This is a genomic window from Candidatus Endoriftia persephonae, assembly GCF_023733635.1.
In the GTDB taxonomy this organism is placed as follows: domain Bacteria; phylum Pseudomonadota; class Gammaproteobacteria; order Chromatiales; family Chromatiaceae; genus Endoriftia; species Endoriftia persephonae.
In genome coordinates this window covers 1,008,463-1,022,832 of record NZ_CP090569.1, presented here as the reverse complement: position 1 = coordinate 1,022,832, position 14,370 = coordinate 1,008,463, and the positions used below count along the sequence as shown (strand labels likewise).

At 58.6% G+C, this 14,370-nt stretch carries 12 protein-coding genes; 6 read left to right on the top strand and 6 right to left on the bottom strand.

Going from position 1 to position 14,370, the window contains the following annotated elements:
• Positions 1-72 precede the first annotated feature (72 nt).
• Both kdsA and L0Y14_RS04610 read right to left on the bottom strand, forming a co-directional pair.
• On the bottom strand, positions 73-909 hold the full coding sequence (gene kdsA / locus L0Y14_RS04615; protein ID WP_006475215.1) for a 3-deoxy-8-phosphooctulonate synthase: 837 nt from the start codon (positions 907-909) through the stop codon (positions 73-75).
• Complete coding sequence (locus L0Y14_RS04610) at positions 906-2,537, bottom strand: CTP synthase (RefSeq protein WP_006475214.1); 1,632 nt, start codon at positions 2,535-2,537, stop codon at positions 906-908. Before L0Y14_RS04610 ends, kdsA begins: the two co-directional genes overlap by 4 nt.
• A gap of 331 nt (positions 2,538-2,868) precedes the next feature.
• Here L0Y14_RS04610 and L0Y14_RS04605 point away from each other — a divergent pair, with 331 nt between their 5' ends.
• Positions 2,869-3,219, top strand: a complete 351-nt coding sequence (locus L0Y14_RS04605; RefSeq protein ID WP_006475213.1) for a sulfur globule family protein — start codon at positions 2,869-2,871, stop codon at positions 3,217-3,219.
• 245 nt (positions 3,220-3,464) lie between these two features.
• The gene (fnr, locus tag L0Y14_RS04600; RefSeq protein ID WP_006475212.1) at positions 3,465-4,226 is read left to right on the top strand and encodes a fumarate/nitrate reduction transcriptional regulator Fnr; all 762 of its coding nucleotides are present in this window, start codon (positions 3,465-3,467) and stop codon (positions 4,224-4,226) included.
• Positions 4,227-4,240: 14 nt separating this feature from the next.
• Here fnr and dnaQ read toward each other — a convergent pair whose 3' ends face one another.
• From dnaQ to L0Y14_RS04585, 3 genes are read right to left on the bottom strand one after another with little or no spacing between them, the layout of a single operon-like run.
• Complete coding sequence (gene dnaQ / locus L0Y14_RS04595) at positions 4,241-4,957, bottom strand: DNA polymerase III subunit epsilon (RefSeq protein WP_005961772.1); 717 nt, start codon at positions 4,955-4,957, stop codon at positions 4,241-4,243.
• Complete coding sequence (gene rnhA, locus L0Y14_RS04590; protein WP_006475211.1) at positions 4,954-5,397, bottom strand: ribonuclease HI; 444 nt, start codon at positions 5,395-5,397, stop codon at positions 4,954-4,956. Before rnhA ends, dnaQ begins: the two co-directional genes overlap by 4 nt.
• Positions 5,390-6,127 carry a class I SAM-dependent methyltransferase gene (locus L0Y14_RS04585; RefSeq protein WP_005961776.1) on the bottom strand — a complete coding sequence of 246 codons (738 nt, stop codon included), beginning with the start codon at positions 6,125-6,127 and terminating at the stop codon, positions 5,390-5,392. Before L0Y14_RS04585 ends, rnhA begins: the two co-directional genes overlap by 8 nt.
• A 208-nt stretch (positions 6,128-6,335) precedes the next feature.
• Between L0Y14_RS04585 and L0Y14_RS04580 the strand changes: the two genes are divergently transcribed.
• The 4 genes from L0Y14_RS04580 to L0Y14_RS04565 all read left to right on the top strand — a co-directional run bounded on the left by L0Y14_RS04580 (position 6,336) and on the right by L0Y14_RS04565 (position 13,486).
• Positions 6,336-8,039, top strand: a complete 1,704-nt coding sequence (locus L0Y14_RS04580; protein WP_240991682.1) for a lytic transglycosylase — start codon at positions 6,336-6,338, stop codon at positions 8,037-8,039.
• A 135-nt stretch (positions 8,040-8,174) separates the two neighbouring features.
• Positions 8,175-8,363: a hypothetical protein gene (locus tag L0Y14_RS04575; RefSeq protein WP_005961780.1), complete on the top strand. Its 189-nt coding sequence runs from the start codon at positions 8,175-8,177 to the stop codon at positions 8,361-8,363.
• Positions 8,364-8,453: 90 nt separating this feature from the next.
• Positions 8,454-9,539: a mechanosensitive ion channel family protein gene (locus L0Y14_RS04570; RefSeq protein ID WP_006475209.1), complete on the top strand. Its 1,086-nt coding sequence runs from the start codon at positions 8,454-8,456 to the stop codon at positions 9,537-9,539.
• A 383-nt stretch (positions 9,540-9,922) separates the two neighbouring features.
• The gene (locus tag L0Y14_RS04565; protein WP_006475208.1) at positions 9,923-13,486 is read left to right on the top strand and encodes a putative Ig domain-containing protein; all 3,564 of its coding nucleotides are present in this window, start codon (positions 9,923-9,925) and stop codon (positions 13,484-13,486) included.
• A 95-nt stretch (positions 13,487-13,581) separates the two neighbouring features.
• Here L0Y14_RS04565 and L0Y14_RS04560 read toward each other — a convergent pair whose 3' ends face one another.
• Complete coding sequence (locus L0Y14_RS04560) at positions 13,582-14,370, bottom strand: DUF2145 domain-containing protein (RefSeq protein WP_006475207.1); 789 nt, start codon at positions 14,368-14,370, stop codon at positions 13,582-13,584.

Genomic DNA, 14,370 nt, shown 5'->3' with positions numbered 1-14,370 from the left:
TCCGTCTATCGAATCAGAAAACTTTTGGTTTTTGGAGGTTAGGCAGCAGGGCGTCAGCTTTCCGCCCGGCCGTCACTGCAGCGCCAGCTCGGCAAAGCCATGCCGCTTCACCGTCCGGTCGATCTCCAGCAGCGTTTCGAGCAGCCTCTGTAGCTTGTCCAGCGGCCAGGAGTTGGGACCATCACTGAGCGCCTGCTCCGGATCGGGATGGGTCTCCATGAAGAGGCCGGACACCCCCGCCGCCACCGCTGCCCGCGCTAGCACCGGCACATGCTCGCGCTGGCCGCCCGAACTGCTGCCCTGCCCCCCCGGCAGCTGCACCGAATGGGTGGCATCGAACACCACCGGGCAGCTGGTCTCACGCATCACCGCCAAGGCGCGCATGTCGGAGACCAGGTTATTGTAGCCGAAGGAAACGCCGCGCTCGCAGACCATAATCTGCTCGTTGCCCACTGCCCGCGCCTTGTCGACCACGTTTTTCATATCCCAGGGGGCAAGAAACTGCCCCTTCTTGATATTTACCGGCCGCCCCTGGCGAGCCACGGCCTGGATAAAATTGGTCTGACGGCAGAGGAATGCCGGGGTCTGCAGCACATCGACCACCGCGGCGACCTCATCCAGCGGGGTATCCTCATGCACATCGGTCAGCAGCGGCAGCCCCAGGCTCGACTTGACCTGCTCCAGGATCTTCAGCCCCTGCTCCATACCGGGGCCGCGGTAGCTGCCGGCAGAGGAGCGATTCGCCTTGTCGAACGATGACTTGTAGATGAAGGGGATGCCCAGCGCTGTGGTGATCTCCTGCAGCTGGCCGGCGGTATCCAGCGCCAGCTGTTCACTCTCGATGACGCAGGGACCAGCGATCAGAAACAGCGGCTGATCGAGACCGACGGGGAAGCCACACAGGTTCATGCTGTCGCATCCCGGTGTTTGCGCGCCGCCTCGATGAAGCCGGAGAAGAGTGGATGCCCATAGCGCGGCCGGGAGGTGAACTCCGGGTGGAACTGACAGGCGATAAACCAGGGGTGGTCGGGGATCTCGACGATCTCCATCAGACGGCCGTCGATGGAGCGACCGGCGATCTTCATGCCGGCGGTGACGATGCGGTCGAGATAGCTGTTGTTGAATTCGTAGCGATGACGGTGGCGCTCGACGATCACCTCCTCGCCATAGAGTTCACGTACCTTGCTGTCGGGCTCCAGACGACACTCCTGGCCACCCAGACGCATGGTACCGCCCAAGTCGGAGTTCTCATCCCGTTGCTCGCGCTTACCGTCGGCATTCAGCCACTCGGTGATCAGGGCGATCACCGGATTCGGGGAATCGGGATTGAATTCGGTGCTGTGCGCGTCTGTCAGACCGGCCACGTTGCGCGCGTACTCGATCACCGCCACCTGCATGCCAAGACAGATACCCAGGTAGGGGATGCCCTGTTCGCGGGCGAAGCGGACGGCAGCGATCTTACCCTCCACACCACGCTCGCCAAAGCCGCCGGGGACCAGAATCGCATCCATCCCCCGCAGTTGATCGCCCACATCCTGCTCCAGCTTTTCGGAGTCGATATAGTGGATCTTCACCTTGCTGCCAGTATGTACGCCAGCGTGGGTGAGCGCCTCGGAGAGCGACTTATAGGCTTCGGTGAGATGCACATATTTGCCCACCATCGCCACGTGGACCTCGTCATGCAGGGCATCGTAGCCGTCTATGTAGCCCTGCCACTCGCTAAGGTCGGCGGCAGGCAGATCCAGCCCCAGCAGCTTGACCGCCACCTCGTCGAGGTTCTGCGCATGCAGCATCAACGGGATGCGGTAGATTGAGTCGGCATCCACCGCGGAGAAAACCGCCTCTTCCGCCACATTGGTGAACAGGGCGATCTTCTTGCGTTCGCCCTCGGGCAGCGGTTTTTCCGAGCGGCAGACCAGGATGTCGGGCTGGATGCCGATGGAGCGCAGCTCTTTTACTGAGTGCTGGGTCGGCTTGGTCTTGATCTCGCCCGACACCTTGATGTAGGGCACCAGAGTCAGATGCATGAAAAGGGCGTGCTGATGGCCAAGCTCCACCCCCATCTGGCGGATCGCCTCGAGAAACGGCAGCGACTCGATGTCACCCACAGTGCCGCCGATCTCCACCAGACAGACGTCGGCATCACCCGCACCGAGCAGCACACTCTCCTTGATCTCGTTGGTGATGTGGGGAATCACCTGCACCGTACCACCCAGGTAGTCGCCGCGACGCTCCTTGCGGATCACGCTCTCGTAGATCTGACCGGTGGTGAAGTTGTTGTTCTTCCCCATGGTGGTGCGCACGAAGCGCTCATAGTGACCCAGATCGAGATCTGTCTCAGCACCATCTTCGGTGACGAACACCTCGCCATGCTGAAACGGGCTCATGGTACCCGGATCGACATTGATGTAGGGATCAAGCTTGATCAGGGTGACCTTGAGGCCACGCGCTTCCAACAGCGCTGCCAGTGAGGCAGCAGCAATACCTTTGCCAAGGGAGGAGACGACTCCGCCCGTAATAAAAATGAATCTGCTCATGCCATTCGGGTGTTGGGAAAGGAAGAAAACTGGACGGGCGCAAACATTAACAGATCGAGCCGCTTCCCTCAATTCACATCATGGATGGCATACCCCCAAAAGTGCTGGACATCGTGGTGGGTTTATCTTGCACTCGGGTGTTGAATATCCCCTACTCCCAACTATAATCAGGTGGCGATTTTCGCAGCTTAACTATAAATGCCAACCTGGCGCGCAGGCGGCGGGGAAATAGATAACAAGCGGTACGGAAGGATCTTCGCGGGTCATTTCCAAACACCCAACGGGGCATTGTAGTCGGGCAAACTATCCACTGAACGTTGAGGAAGGAAATATGATGAAGTTTTCAAAAGTCGTGGGTGCAGCTGCACTGATTGTTGCATCTTCCGCTGCTTCTGCCTGGTGGGGCGGTGGCCCCTGGGGCGGCAACCGTGGCTACGGCAACGACGGCTGGGGTGATGGCTATGGCGACGGCTCCGGTGACTTCAGCTTTGGCATGAGCGGCAACGCCCGTGGCAACAGCTATGGTCGCGGCTACAATAGCTACCGTGATTACTATGGCGGCCCCTACGGCTATGGCGCACCTTACGGTTACGGCGCACCTTATGGCTATGGTGCTCCCTATGGCGCACCTTACGGCTACCCGGCTCCGCCTCCCGCCGCTCCGCAGGCCGAATCCAAGTAAAGGATCGGTTGCATAGTAAAAAGGGCCGGCCCGCTTCGGGTTCGGCCTTTTTTATTGCCTTCAGCTCACCCCATCCGGCGACCGATGGCGGGTTTCATGGGAACAGCCGCGTTATTTGTTGGCAAAAATCATTCCTTCACTCAACATCCGATACGTAAATTGCTTGATCCAACTCAATAACCTTTGGAGAATAGCCCCATCCACCATTGAGAGCTGAAATCTCATGCCGGCATCGGAGTTGTAGCTTGCCCAATCGGAAAGTCGTCTCTTTCGAGAACCTCAAAGTCGCCTGCAAAAACTGCAGTCTTGCAACCCTCTGCCTGCCGGTTGCGTTGGAACCGGATGATGTAGAGAGGCTCGACAGCATCGTTAAACGCGGTCGTCCCTTCCACCGTGGCGACCACCTATTCCGCGAAGGTGATGATTTCCACAGTCTGCGAGTCATCACCAGCGGATCTGTCAAGACCTACTCCCCAAGCGAAGATGGCAGCGAGCAGGTGCTTGGCTTCCATCTTCCCGGCGAATTAATCGGACTCGATGCGATCCAGAACGAGCGTCACAGCTGCTCTGCTAGAGCCCTTGAGACCACTGCTGTCTGTGAGATCCCATTCGATAGTCTCGAAGAGCTGAGCAGCGCCATGCCCAGCCTGCAACACCAGATGTATTGTCTGCTGAGCCGGGAGATCGGCCAGGAAACAGAGATGCTCACCCTGCTTGGCAAAAAGAGTGCCGAAGAGCGCCTTGCCACCTTCCTTCTGAGCTTTTCCGAGCGCTTCAAAAAGCGTGGCTTTTCCGCTACCGATTTCTTCCTCAGCATGTCCCGCCACGAGATCGGCAACTATCTAGGACTGGCGGTGGAGACAGTCAGCCGGCTCTTCACCCGCTTTCAGGAGGAGGGCTTACTCAAGGTCGAGCGAAAACATGTACAGTTACTCGATCTGCCCCGACTCAACGATATCATTCACGGAATCGATAGCGTTCGCACATCGAATCAATCAAGGGCTTAAAGACTCCTGCCAGATCACTCGACAGGCAGTTCTTTTCTCCAGATACACCCCTCCCCCATAGCCTCGAGACGAGCCTCGTGCAACTCTAGCTCGACAGCATTTGCCTTGACCACCTTGAGGGCTGGCCGACCTGCTGACAGTCGCCGGATCCCCCCATCCACATCGCCCGTTGATTCCCCTTCAGCACGGGTCATCTCAAGGGAGAGAGTAGCCTGTCCACCGGTCATCGCCAGATAGACATCGGCGAGGATCTCCGCATCGAGCAGCGCGCCGTGGAGTTCCCGCTGAGTGTTGTCGACATCGTAGCGTTTACAGAGTGCATCCAGGCTGTTGCGCTGCCCCGGGTGCATCTTCTTCGCCATCACCAGGGTATCGATTACCGCGCACAGCTCCCCGATCGGCGGCGAATCCGCCCCCATCAGCTGTAACTCGTGGTTCAGAAACCCCACATCGAAGGGCGCATTGTGGATGATCAGCTCGGCACCACGAATATAGTCGAGAAAATCTGCGGCCAGATCGGCAAAACGCGGTTTGTCGGCAAGGAATTCATTGGTGATGCCATGCACCTCGATGGCACCAGCATCGATCTCTCGATCGGGCTGCAGATACTGATGGAAGTTGTTGCCGCTGAGACGGCGATCGATCATCTCGACACAGCCGATCTCGATGATCCTGTGGCCCTGCTGCGGCTCCAGACCGGTGGTTTCTGTATCCAGGACAATCTGTCTCATCGTGACCGCAACCCCTCTATGCCCTGATTGGCCAGCTGATCCGCCAGCTCATTTTCAGGATGACCGCTGTGCCCTTTTATCCAGGCCCACTCAACCTGATGCTGCGCCACCTCCTGATCCAACTCGCGCCACAGGTCGGCGTTCTTGACCGGTTTTTTTGCCGCCGTTTTCCAGCCATTGCGCTTCCAGTTGTGGATCCACTGGGTGATGCCGTTCTTCACATACTGCGAATCGGTGGTGACACGCGCCCGGCTGGCACGCTTCAGAGCGCGCAGGGCCTGGATCACCGCCATCAGCTCCATGCGGTTGTTGGTGGTCTCCGGCTCTCCGCCGCAGAGGCGTTTTTCATGTGAGCCGAAGCGCAACAACGCGCCCCAGCCGCCGGGCCCCGGATTGCCCTTGCAGGCACCGTCAGTAAAAATCTCAATCAAATCATTCATGTAAATTTCTTGTGGTGGGTTCAACTGCATTTGCCGGCAACACCTGTTTGCCCATGCGCCAGCGCGGTCGCAGAGGCGTCAGGGTCGAGGTGCGCTTGACCGCCTGAATCAGATAGACACCGCCCAGCATCGGCCAGAAACGCGCGCCACTCTTCTCCAGGAAGGCCAGCCGCTCCATCAGCTGCCGACTGGCAAGGGGCGGACGGTACATCAGCCAGTCGATCCGCTCAAGGCCGAAGCCGAGCAGCGAAAGCCAGTCCTGAATACGTCCCGCACCGAAGAAATGACCACACCAGGGGGGCTGCCTGCGACGCAGCCGAAACAGCTGCCACATCCCCCACAGACTCCACGGATTGAAGCCAGTGATCAGCACCCTCCCCTCTGGTATCAGGATACGTTCCACCTCCCGCAATGCCTGGTGCGGATCAGTCGAGTAATCGAGGGTATGGGGCAACACCACGCCGTCCACGCTGTCGGTGGCAAACGGCAGGCGTGTGCAGTCGCCTATCAGAGCCGGACTTGCGCCGCCTGCGCCGTCCTCCTTGCTGAGCAGAATGCGATGCCGGGCGGGTGACGTGGCCAGCAGGTCCATCGTCGCGGCGGGGGCACCTAGCTGCACCACATGGTAACCAAACAGGCTGCTTCCCCACTCCTCGATCAACGCCTGCTCCTGCTCTGCCAACACCTGTCCTGGCATCCTCGCGAACCAGGCTTGGAGCTCTCTCTGCATGCTTTACCTCAGGGAGCCTCTAATGAATCATGGCCGGCAGTCTTGCGGCCCAAATTCATCCAGAGACTCCTCAGTTTGCCCCTAATCTACAGTGATAATAATTCCCATATTCTGGACGATGCGCATATGAAAATGGAAATTAATCGCCAATTTGCCTATATTTGCCAGCCTCGACGATCGGCACATTCAAACGGGACAGGGGCTTGCCATGCAGCAGATCACCGCGGTTCGCGCGCTTACTCTCCTCCTGGCAAGCGCAGCCATCTCCTCCAGCCAGGCAATGAGCCTGTTACCGCAGGCCACTGCAGACGCAGATAATAGCCAGGCAGTCACAGAAGCCGCCACCCAAGCCAGCCAGCAGCTTATTTCAGCCGCTCCTGCCACTCCTCCCGCTGATGCAGAGCCGCAAATCTCCGAGACGTCCACTCCTGAGCCGATCCTGACCGAGCCCCCTGAGCTCTCTGACCAGATCACCTTCAGGGAGCCCGAAGCTCCAGCGCCGCAGGATCTCTGGCGGCGTCTGCAACTCGGCCTCTCACTGCCGATCCCAGCAGACGCCCGGGTACAACGGGAGATCGACTGGTACACTAGCCACCCAGAATACCTTGGCAGACTGCAGGAACGCGCCGCTCCCTACCTCCACTTTATTCTGGAGGAGATCGACAAGCGCCAGATGCCAACCGAACTCGCCCTGCTACCCGCAGTGGAGAGCGCCTTCCAGCCCTTCGCCTACTCCCCCGGGCGTGCTGCCGGCCTCTGGCAATTCATCCCCTCCACCGGGCGCCTCTACGGATTGAAGCAGAACTGGTGGTATGACGGTCGCCGCGACATTGTTGCCGCCACCCACTCGGCCCTCGACTATCTGCAGGCGCTCAACCAACAATTCGACGGCGACTGGGAACTGGCGCTGGCCGCCTATAACTGCGGCGCCGGCAATGTGCGCAAGGCGATCCGCCGCAATCAGAAAAAGGGCAAGCCCACCGACTTCTGGTCACTCAAGCTACCGAAGGAGACCAGCGCCTATGTGCCACGTCTACTTGCGATCAGCGCCATCTTTGCCAATCCTGAGCAACACGGCATCAGCCTGAAACCACTCCCAGACCAACCCCATTTCGCGACCATCGACATCCAATCCCAGCTCGACCTGGCACTGGCCGCAGAGATGGCCGATATCGATATCGAACAGCTCTACCTGCTCAACCCCGGTTTCAACCGCTGGGCCACGGACCCGGCCGGCCCGCACCAGCTCAATCTACCTCTCGACAAGGTAGAGGGCTTTCTCACCGAGCTGGAGACACTGCCTGCAGAGAAGCGGCTGCGATGGAAACGCTACAAGATCCGCAGCGGCGACAGCCTCAGCGTGATCGCCCGCAAACACGGCACCACCACCAAGCTGCTGCAACAGGTCAACAACCTGAAAGGCAATCAGATTCGCGCCGGCAAACACCTGTTGATTCCGATCTCCACCAAGCGCCTCAACCACTACGCCTTGAGCAGCAAACAGCGCAAAAACAAGCTGCTGAGCAAGTCCCGCAAGGGCAACAAGCAGATCTACATCGTACAAAAAGGCGACAGTTTCTGGGAGATCGCCAAGCGTCATGGAATCAGCTATCGCAAGCTGGCAAAGTGGAATGGCATGGCGCCCGGCGACCCGATCCGACCCGGTCAGAAACTGGTGTTCTGGGTGAACAAGGCCACCTCTACCCACGTCTCCCTGCCCACCACTCAACCCAGCGGAACGCGCAGCAAGATCGCCTACAAGGTCCGGCGCGGCGACTCGCTGGCACGTATTGCAAAGCGTTTCCGGGTCAGCGTGGCTGATCTCAGGAAGTGGAATAAGCTACCGGAAAAATATCTACAGCCGGGACAGAAGATCCGTCTCTATGTGGATGTGACAGCACAAACTCTGTAGCGCTGGAGCGAACCGGGATCACAAAACAGCAGCAATTGTTGACCAGGATCAATCCAAGGCAACTCTCACTTTGACAGCCTGGCGGCTGACCCAGTAACAATAACGCCTCCTACCATTATTCGCGGAGGCAGTATCATGAGCGAAGAATGCAGCCTGAGGGCCAACACGGACCTCAATCTCGCAGATGTCAGCAAGATCGCGCTGGGCCTAAAATCCCTCGCCGCCTACTCAATGCTCGCATACGAGCACGATGATGATCCCCAGGAGCTGGATGAGATCGTGCAGGATGGACTGGACGCTATCGAGCGCCTATTCAATTGCTAAGCTGAGTCCACTTTAGATTTTCCATGCCTCACAACCCCCGCAAGGGGGTAGAATCCTCTGCAATCCCTATTGACAGTGCAGAGGATCGCAATGGAGTCGATTGAAGCCAAAGTTCTGCCACTGCTGGCCCAGTTTCCCGATCAACCCTATCTGCAGTCCTTGCTGGTTGTTATCGTCACTCTGCTGCTGGCGAAGGGCATCAGTTGGATCCTGCTGGGTATCCTCAAGCGCCTCGCCGGACTGACCCGCGCCCAGTTCGACGACGCTCTGGTCGACGCTCTCAAGACACCGCTCTTCTACACCATCCTGATGACCGGTTTCTCCATCGCGGTACATCTTCTGCCGCTCAGCGAACCAAGCCAACATCTGACTATCGCGCTGCTGCAAACTATCGGCATCTTCGTCTGGATGCGCTTCGCCATCAGCCTCTCCCGCTCAGGCCTGCAGGCACTCGCCGCCGATCCGCATCGCTTCAACTACATCCAAGCACAAACCCTGCCGCTGTTCGAAAATCTGATGGTACTGCTGATCATTGCGATCGCGCTCTACCTTATCTTCATCTCCTGGGGCATCGATATGAGCGCCTGGCTCGCCTCTGCCGGCATCGTCGGCATCGCAGTCGGTTTCGCCGCCAAAGACACCCTAGCCAACCTCTTCTCCGGGGTGCTGATCCTCGCCGACAGCCCTTATAAGATCGGTGACTATATCGTGCTCGACAGCGGCGAACGGGGCGCGGTTACCCATATCGGTATCCGCAGCACCCGCATGCTGACCCGCGATGATGTGGAGTTGACCATCCCCAACTCGATAATGGGCAACGCTAAGGTGATCAATGAAAGCGGCGGCCCTCACCCGAAATATCGCATCCGGGTGCCAGTAGGAGCCGCCTATGGATCTGATGTGGAGCAGGTGCGCCAGCTGCTCACCAGCATCGCCGAACAGGATTCACTGATCTGCTCAGACCCTGCACCCCGGGTACGATTTCGCGCCCTGGGCGGCTCCAGCCTCGACTTCGAACTACTTTGCTGGGTCGATGAGCCGAGGCTGCGCGGCCAGGCCGTCGACCGTCTGCTGACCGCCATCTACAATGGCTTCAACCGGGAGGGGATCGAGATCCCCTACAGCAAACAGGATCTCTACATCAAAGAGACACCGCCTCTGGAGCGACCAGAATAATCTCATCACCTCCGACGCAACCCCGCGAAACACCTCCCGACCTGACTCTGCCCCACGCCGGTACCAAGGTGGAGCAGAGTATCGAATTCTGAACCAGCAGCACTCCTGGAGTGGCCAATCTCAATCGATGCCAAAAGTGATACTTCAGATGAGAGCCAGCTCACATCACCACTTTTGCCGACCAATCCTCACCATTTGCCAACAAGATTTCATTTCCCAATTGGTGTGAAAAAAACCGCACTCTTAATGAGAAGCAGCCCACGATTCACACCAGCGACCTTCAGATCCATAATTTTCAGCCGTGCTATGTGACACAGATGTCGGAATTCTTTACACCGATTCCGTACCTTTGCACCAACTGAGTCGCATACCGGAGTGCCACCATGTACGCACCTAGCATCAATCGAATTTTTATCCCCACCCTGCTGAGCGCACTGCTGCTGGCTGGCTGCGGCGGTAGTGACAGCAGCACTGCCCCGGCGATCGGCGACAGCGGTGGCGGCAGCGAACAGACCACCCAACTGAACATCGGTGGCAGCGTGGGGGACGGCCCCATTATTAACGCAACCGTACGTCTGCGGGACGCCTCCAACAACATCCTCGCCACCACCACTTCAGATGGCATGGCACGTTACTCGTTTGATGTCAGCGTGCCCACCAACGCCTTCCCTCTCACCATCGAAGCGGAAGGCGGCATCGACCTGGTGACTGGCATGGCACCGGACTTCCAGCTGGAATCGACGGTCGTCAACGCCTCCCAGTCGAACGCTAACCTCAACCCCCATTCGAGCATGATCGTCAAGCTGGCTCGTGCCAAGGGCGGCCTCACCAGCAGCAATGTCAGTAATGCCAGGGACACCGTCATCGAACTGCTTAACTTCGGTTTCGATCCCGCCCTGATGGCGGACCCGATCACCGCTTCACTGACCAACAACAATCTGCCGATGATGATCAAATCAAGTGAGACCCTGGCGGAGGCTCTACGACGGGTACGCGACAACGCGCTGAGCAGCAATGTAACCGTAGATGAAGTGATGGATGCTCTCGCCGACGATCTGGTGGATGGCAGCCTCGACGGTGAAGGTGACGATGCTGCCAGCCAGCGCTATGCCGCCCTGCTGCACGTAATCTCCAGCGAGGTGCTCTACGAAGCGATGCACAACCGCCTGAAGGTCAATAACGTCGACGCCAGCACGGCTCTCGACGGTGCCATCCAGACCACCGCCCCCGCCGTTACCCAACGGACCGGGGATGTACGCATCAACCGCCGCATGATCGAGCAGGCGCGCCGCTCGGTGGCAGCCGCCCGCCAAGTAGACAACAGCGCTAATCTGACCGCCCTCGCCGATGCACTCGACCGGCTCTCCGGCAATGTTACCCCAACAGCAGTAGATCAGGTTCTGCCCGATACGGTCAGCAACGATTTCTCCTCACTCGTGGGTTCCACTCGCTATCTACAGGAGGTACGGCTTGGCGGCATCATCCAGGCAGGTAATCAGGGCGCCGGGCCCAACCGGGCACCGCTGATCTCCGGCACACCGGTCAGCAGCGTAGCGGTGAATTCCACTTTCAACTTCACCCCTACCGCCAGCGATGCGGATGGTGATCAACTCAGTTTCAATGTCACCAACCTGCCATCCTGGGCTGTCTTTGCCCCCGAAAACGGCACCATAACCGGCACCCCCAGCTCCAATGATCTGGGCCTCTACCAGAACGTGCGCATCGGCGTCTTCGACGGCCATGCAAATGCCGACATCGTATTCAACATCGAGGTAACCGACGGCTCATCCTCTGGTGGCAACAGCAACAGCGCGCCATCGATCTCCGGCAGCCCGAGTTCCAGCGTGGCAGAAAACAGCAACTACAGTTTTACCCCCAGCGCCAGCGATCCGGATGGCGATGCACTCAGCTTCAGCATCACCAACCTGCCCTCCTGGGCCAGCTTCAACGACCAGACCGGGCAACTCTCTGGCACCCCTGGCACGGGTGACGCTGGCGTCTACCAAAACATCACTCTGATAGTGACTGACGGTCAGGCCAGCAGCTCACTCGCTGCCTTCTCCATCGAAGTTGGAGCCAGCAGTGCTGCCCCTTCCATCAGCGGCAACCCCACCCGTTCAGTCGAAGCTGGCAGTGGTTACAGCTTTACTCCCAGCGCTGCAGACCCGGATGGCGATGATCTCGACTTTAGCATCAGCAGCCTGCCCTCCTGGGCACAGTTCGACACCAATACCGGCACCCTCAGCGGTACCCCGCAGAGCGGCGATGTGGGCAGCTACTCCGGGATCACCATCCAGGTCACAGATGGCCAATCCAGCGTCGCCCTGCCCGCCTTCTCAATCAACGTATCTGAGGCAATCGGCGCTGGTGGTTCAGGGAACAACTACTATGTGGACAACCAGATCAGCAGCTCCAGCTGCACCGACTACTCCATCATCGACCGCAGCTGCGGCGGTGGCAGCGACACCGCCTTCGACTCCTTCAGTGGTGCCACAGCCGTCGCCCAGGCAGGCGACACCGTCTATGTCCGCGAAGGCCGCTTCAAGGAGCAGCTGAAGGTGCGCAACGATGGCGCGGCCGGCAACTATGTCACCTTCCGCAACTATGACTCGGAGACAGTCACCATCACCGGCGCCACTCTCAAGCCCGCCATCGACCTGACCGACCGGGAGTATGTGGTAATCCAGGGCTTCACCGTCGAAAAGGTGGGACGCTGGCTCTACTTTCTGGAGGCGCATAACAACATCGTGCGTGACAACAGCTTCAGCCAGGCCTACGACACTGCAGGCTCCAAGGCCGGTATCTTCTTCTTCCACGCCAGCCACAACCGTTTCCTCAACAACACCCTAGAGGACAACGCGGACGATGCACTCTCGTTGGTTGATTCGGAACGCAATCTGGTGGCGGGCAACTCCATTCGCAACGCCCACCATGCACTGTGGGATATCCGCTGCGGTAACTACAATGTGCTGCGCAACAACTACTTCTATAACGATCAGCAGAAGGACGGTGAGGTCTACGATTGCGATGGTCAGGTCAAGACCTATAAGTATGACTCGACCCGCCGCAATCTGATCGAGGGCAATGAGTTCGACTACACCGCCAACTCCGGCAACAAGTCACCCTTTTCCGGCATCCAGTATGCCGGTCAGCAGGGCATCATCCGCCTCAACCGTTTCCACGACACCACTGGCCCCGGCCTACGCATGGCGATCTATGGCGTCGAAGCGAAAAACAACTGGGGCAACCGGGTCTACAACAACGTAATGCACTCCTCCGAGTTCGCCGGCACCTGGTTGCAGCCAGGCGGTGACAAGTTCTTCGATAACATCTTCAAAAACAACCTGCTCGGCGGCAGCAGCTTCGTCAACAACGACAGCCGTTGGGACTGGTGGAACAATACCCTGAAGGGCAAGCCGGTACAGGCCTACATCGATCGTAGCGACGGTTATGAGTTCGACACCAATATCTTCGTCAACGCCAGTGGTGACCAGGAATTCCTGGCGGTCAAGGGCAACGGCAATCGTACCTCCACCTCGCAGCGCACCATCGCAGAGTGGAACAGCGGGGACAGCAACTTCCGCAACGGATCGGTGGTCACAGACGCCCGCTTTATTGACGAAAGCGGCCGCGATTTCCGTCTGCAAAACGACAGCCCGCTAATCGACGCCGGTACCATCCTGACCCAGACCCTGAGCGCCGGCAGCGGCACCGAATTGCCGGTCGAGGATGCCAGCTTCTTCTATGATGGCTTCGACATCCCCGGCGAGCAGGGGGATGAGATCATGCTGGATGGTGACAGTCAGGCTGCCAGAGTTGTCAGCATCGATTACAACACCAACACCCTGACTCTCGACCGCTCACTCAGCTGGAATAGTGGCCAGGGCGTGAGCCTGAAGTACAACGGCAGCGCCCCTGACGTCGGCGCCTTCGAATCGGGTAACTGATAAACCCAAATAGCGGGGCTCCGGAAAAACCGGAGCCCCGCTTTTTTTTGCCTGACGATCACCCATGTTTGCTTCCGCAAGGGCCTGCAGGATCACTACATGCCAAGTCGGATCACCTCATCGGCCAATCCATACTTCTCCATATAGGCGGCAATAGTGCTGAAGGTAGCGGTCTGCAGCGGCCCCTGATGGTCCTGCAGCGACAGATCGGGCATCAGCAGCGCACCCAGCATGAGCTTCAGTGGTGCCACCGAAAGCCGCTGTGCCTTGAAGTAGGCGCGGTTGTTGGCCTTGATCTGCGCCACATCATCGGTCTGGTAGAGCGCCGCATTGAGCACATCCAGAGTGTGCTCTGTACAATTCTGAAACTGGGAATTGTATGGATTTGCACTCACCGAATAGGCAGGATTGTGCAACTTGCTATAGCTCTCCGAGGCGATCACCTGCAGCAGGCGGCGCTGCATCTCAGGAGTGGGGATGATAATACCCGCCTTGAGTTGCTCAACCGCGACGAAAAAGTCGGCCGGATAGTCCCGTACCAGATCACTCACATCCGGTTGATCGGCGCGCTGGTAGAGGTTATACACCACATAACCTGGCAGCTGGACACCCTCATCGGTGGTGATCTGCGAGTAGACCGCAAAAGCCACATGGGTGAACTCCACGCCCTCCGGCAACTGATCAGCAGGCCGCCCCACCCGGCCGAGGATGATCACCCGCGCCCCCCGTTCTGCGGCCAGGTACTCCACCTGTTTCGCCAGCCTTGCGGTCTGCACGGGATCGAAACGCAGTTCAGCACCCTCCGCACCACTACCACTGCCGGCGATGCTCAATCCACTAACGCTGAGCAGAAGCAGCATCAGAAATACTCGAAGTGTACGCAT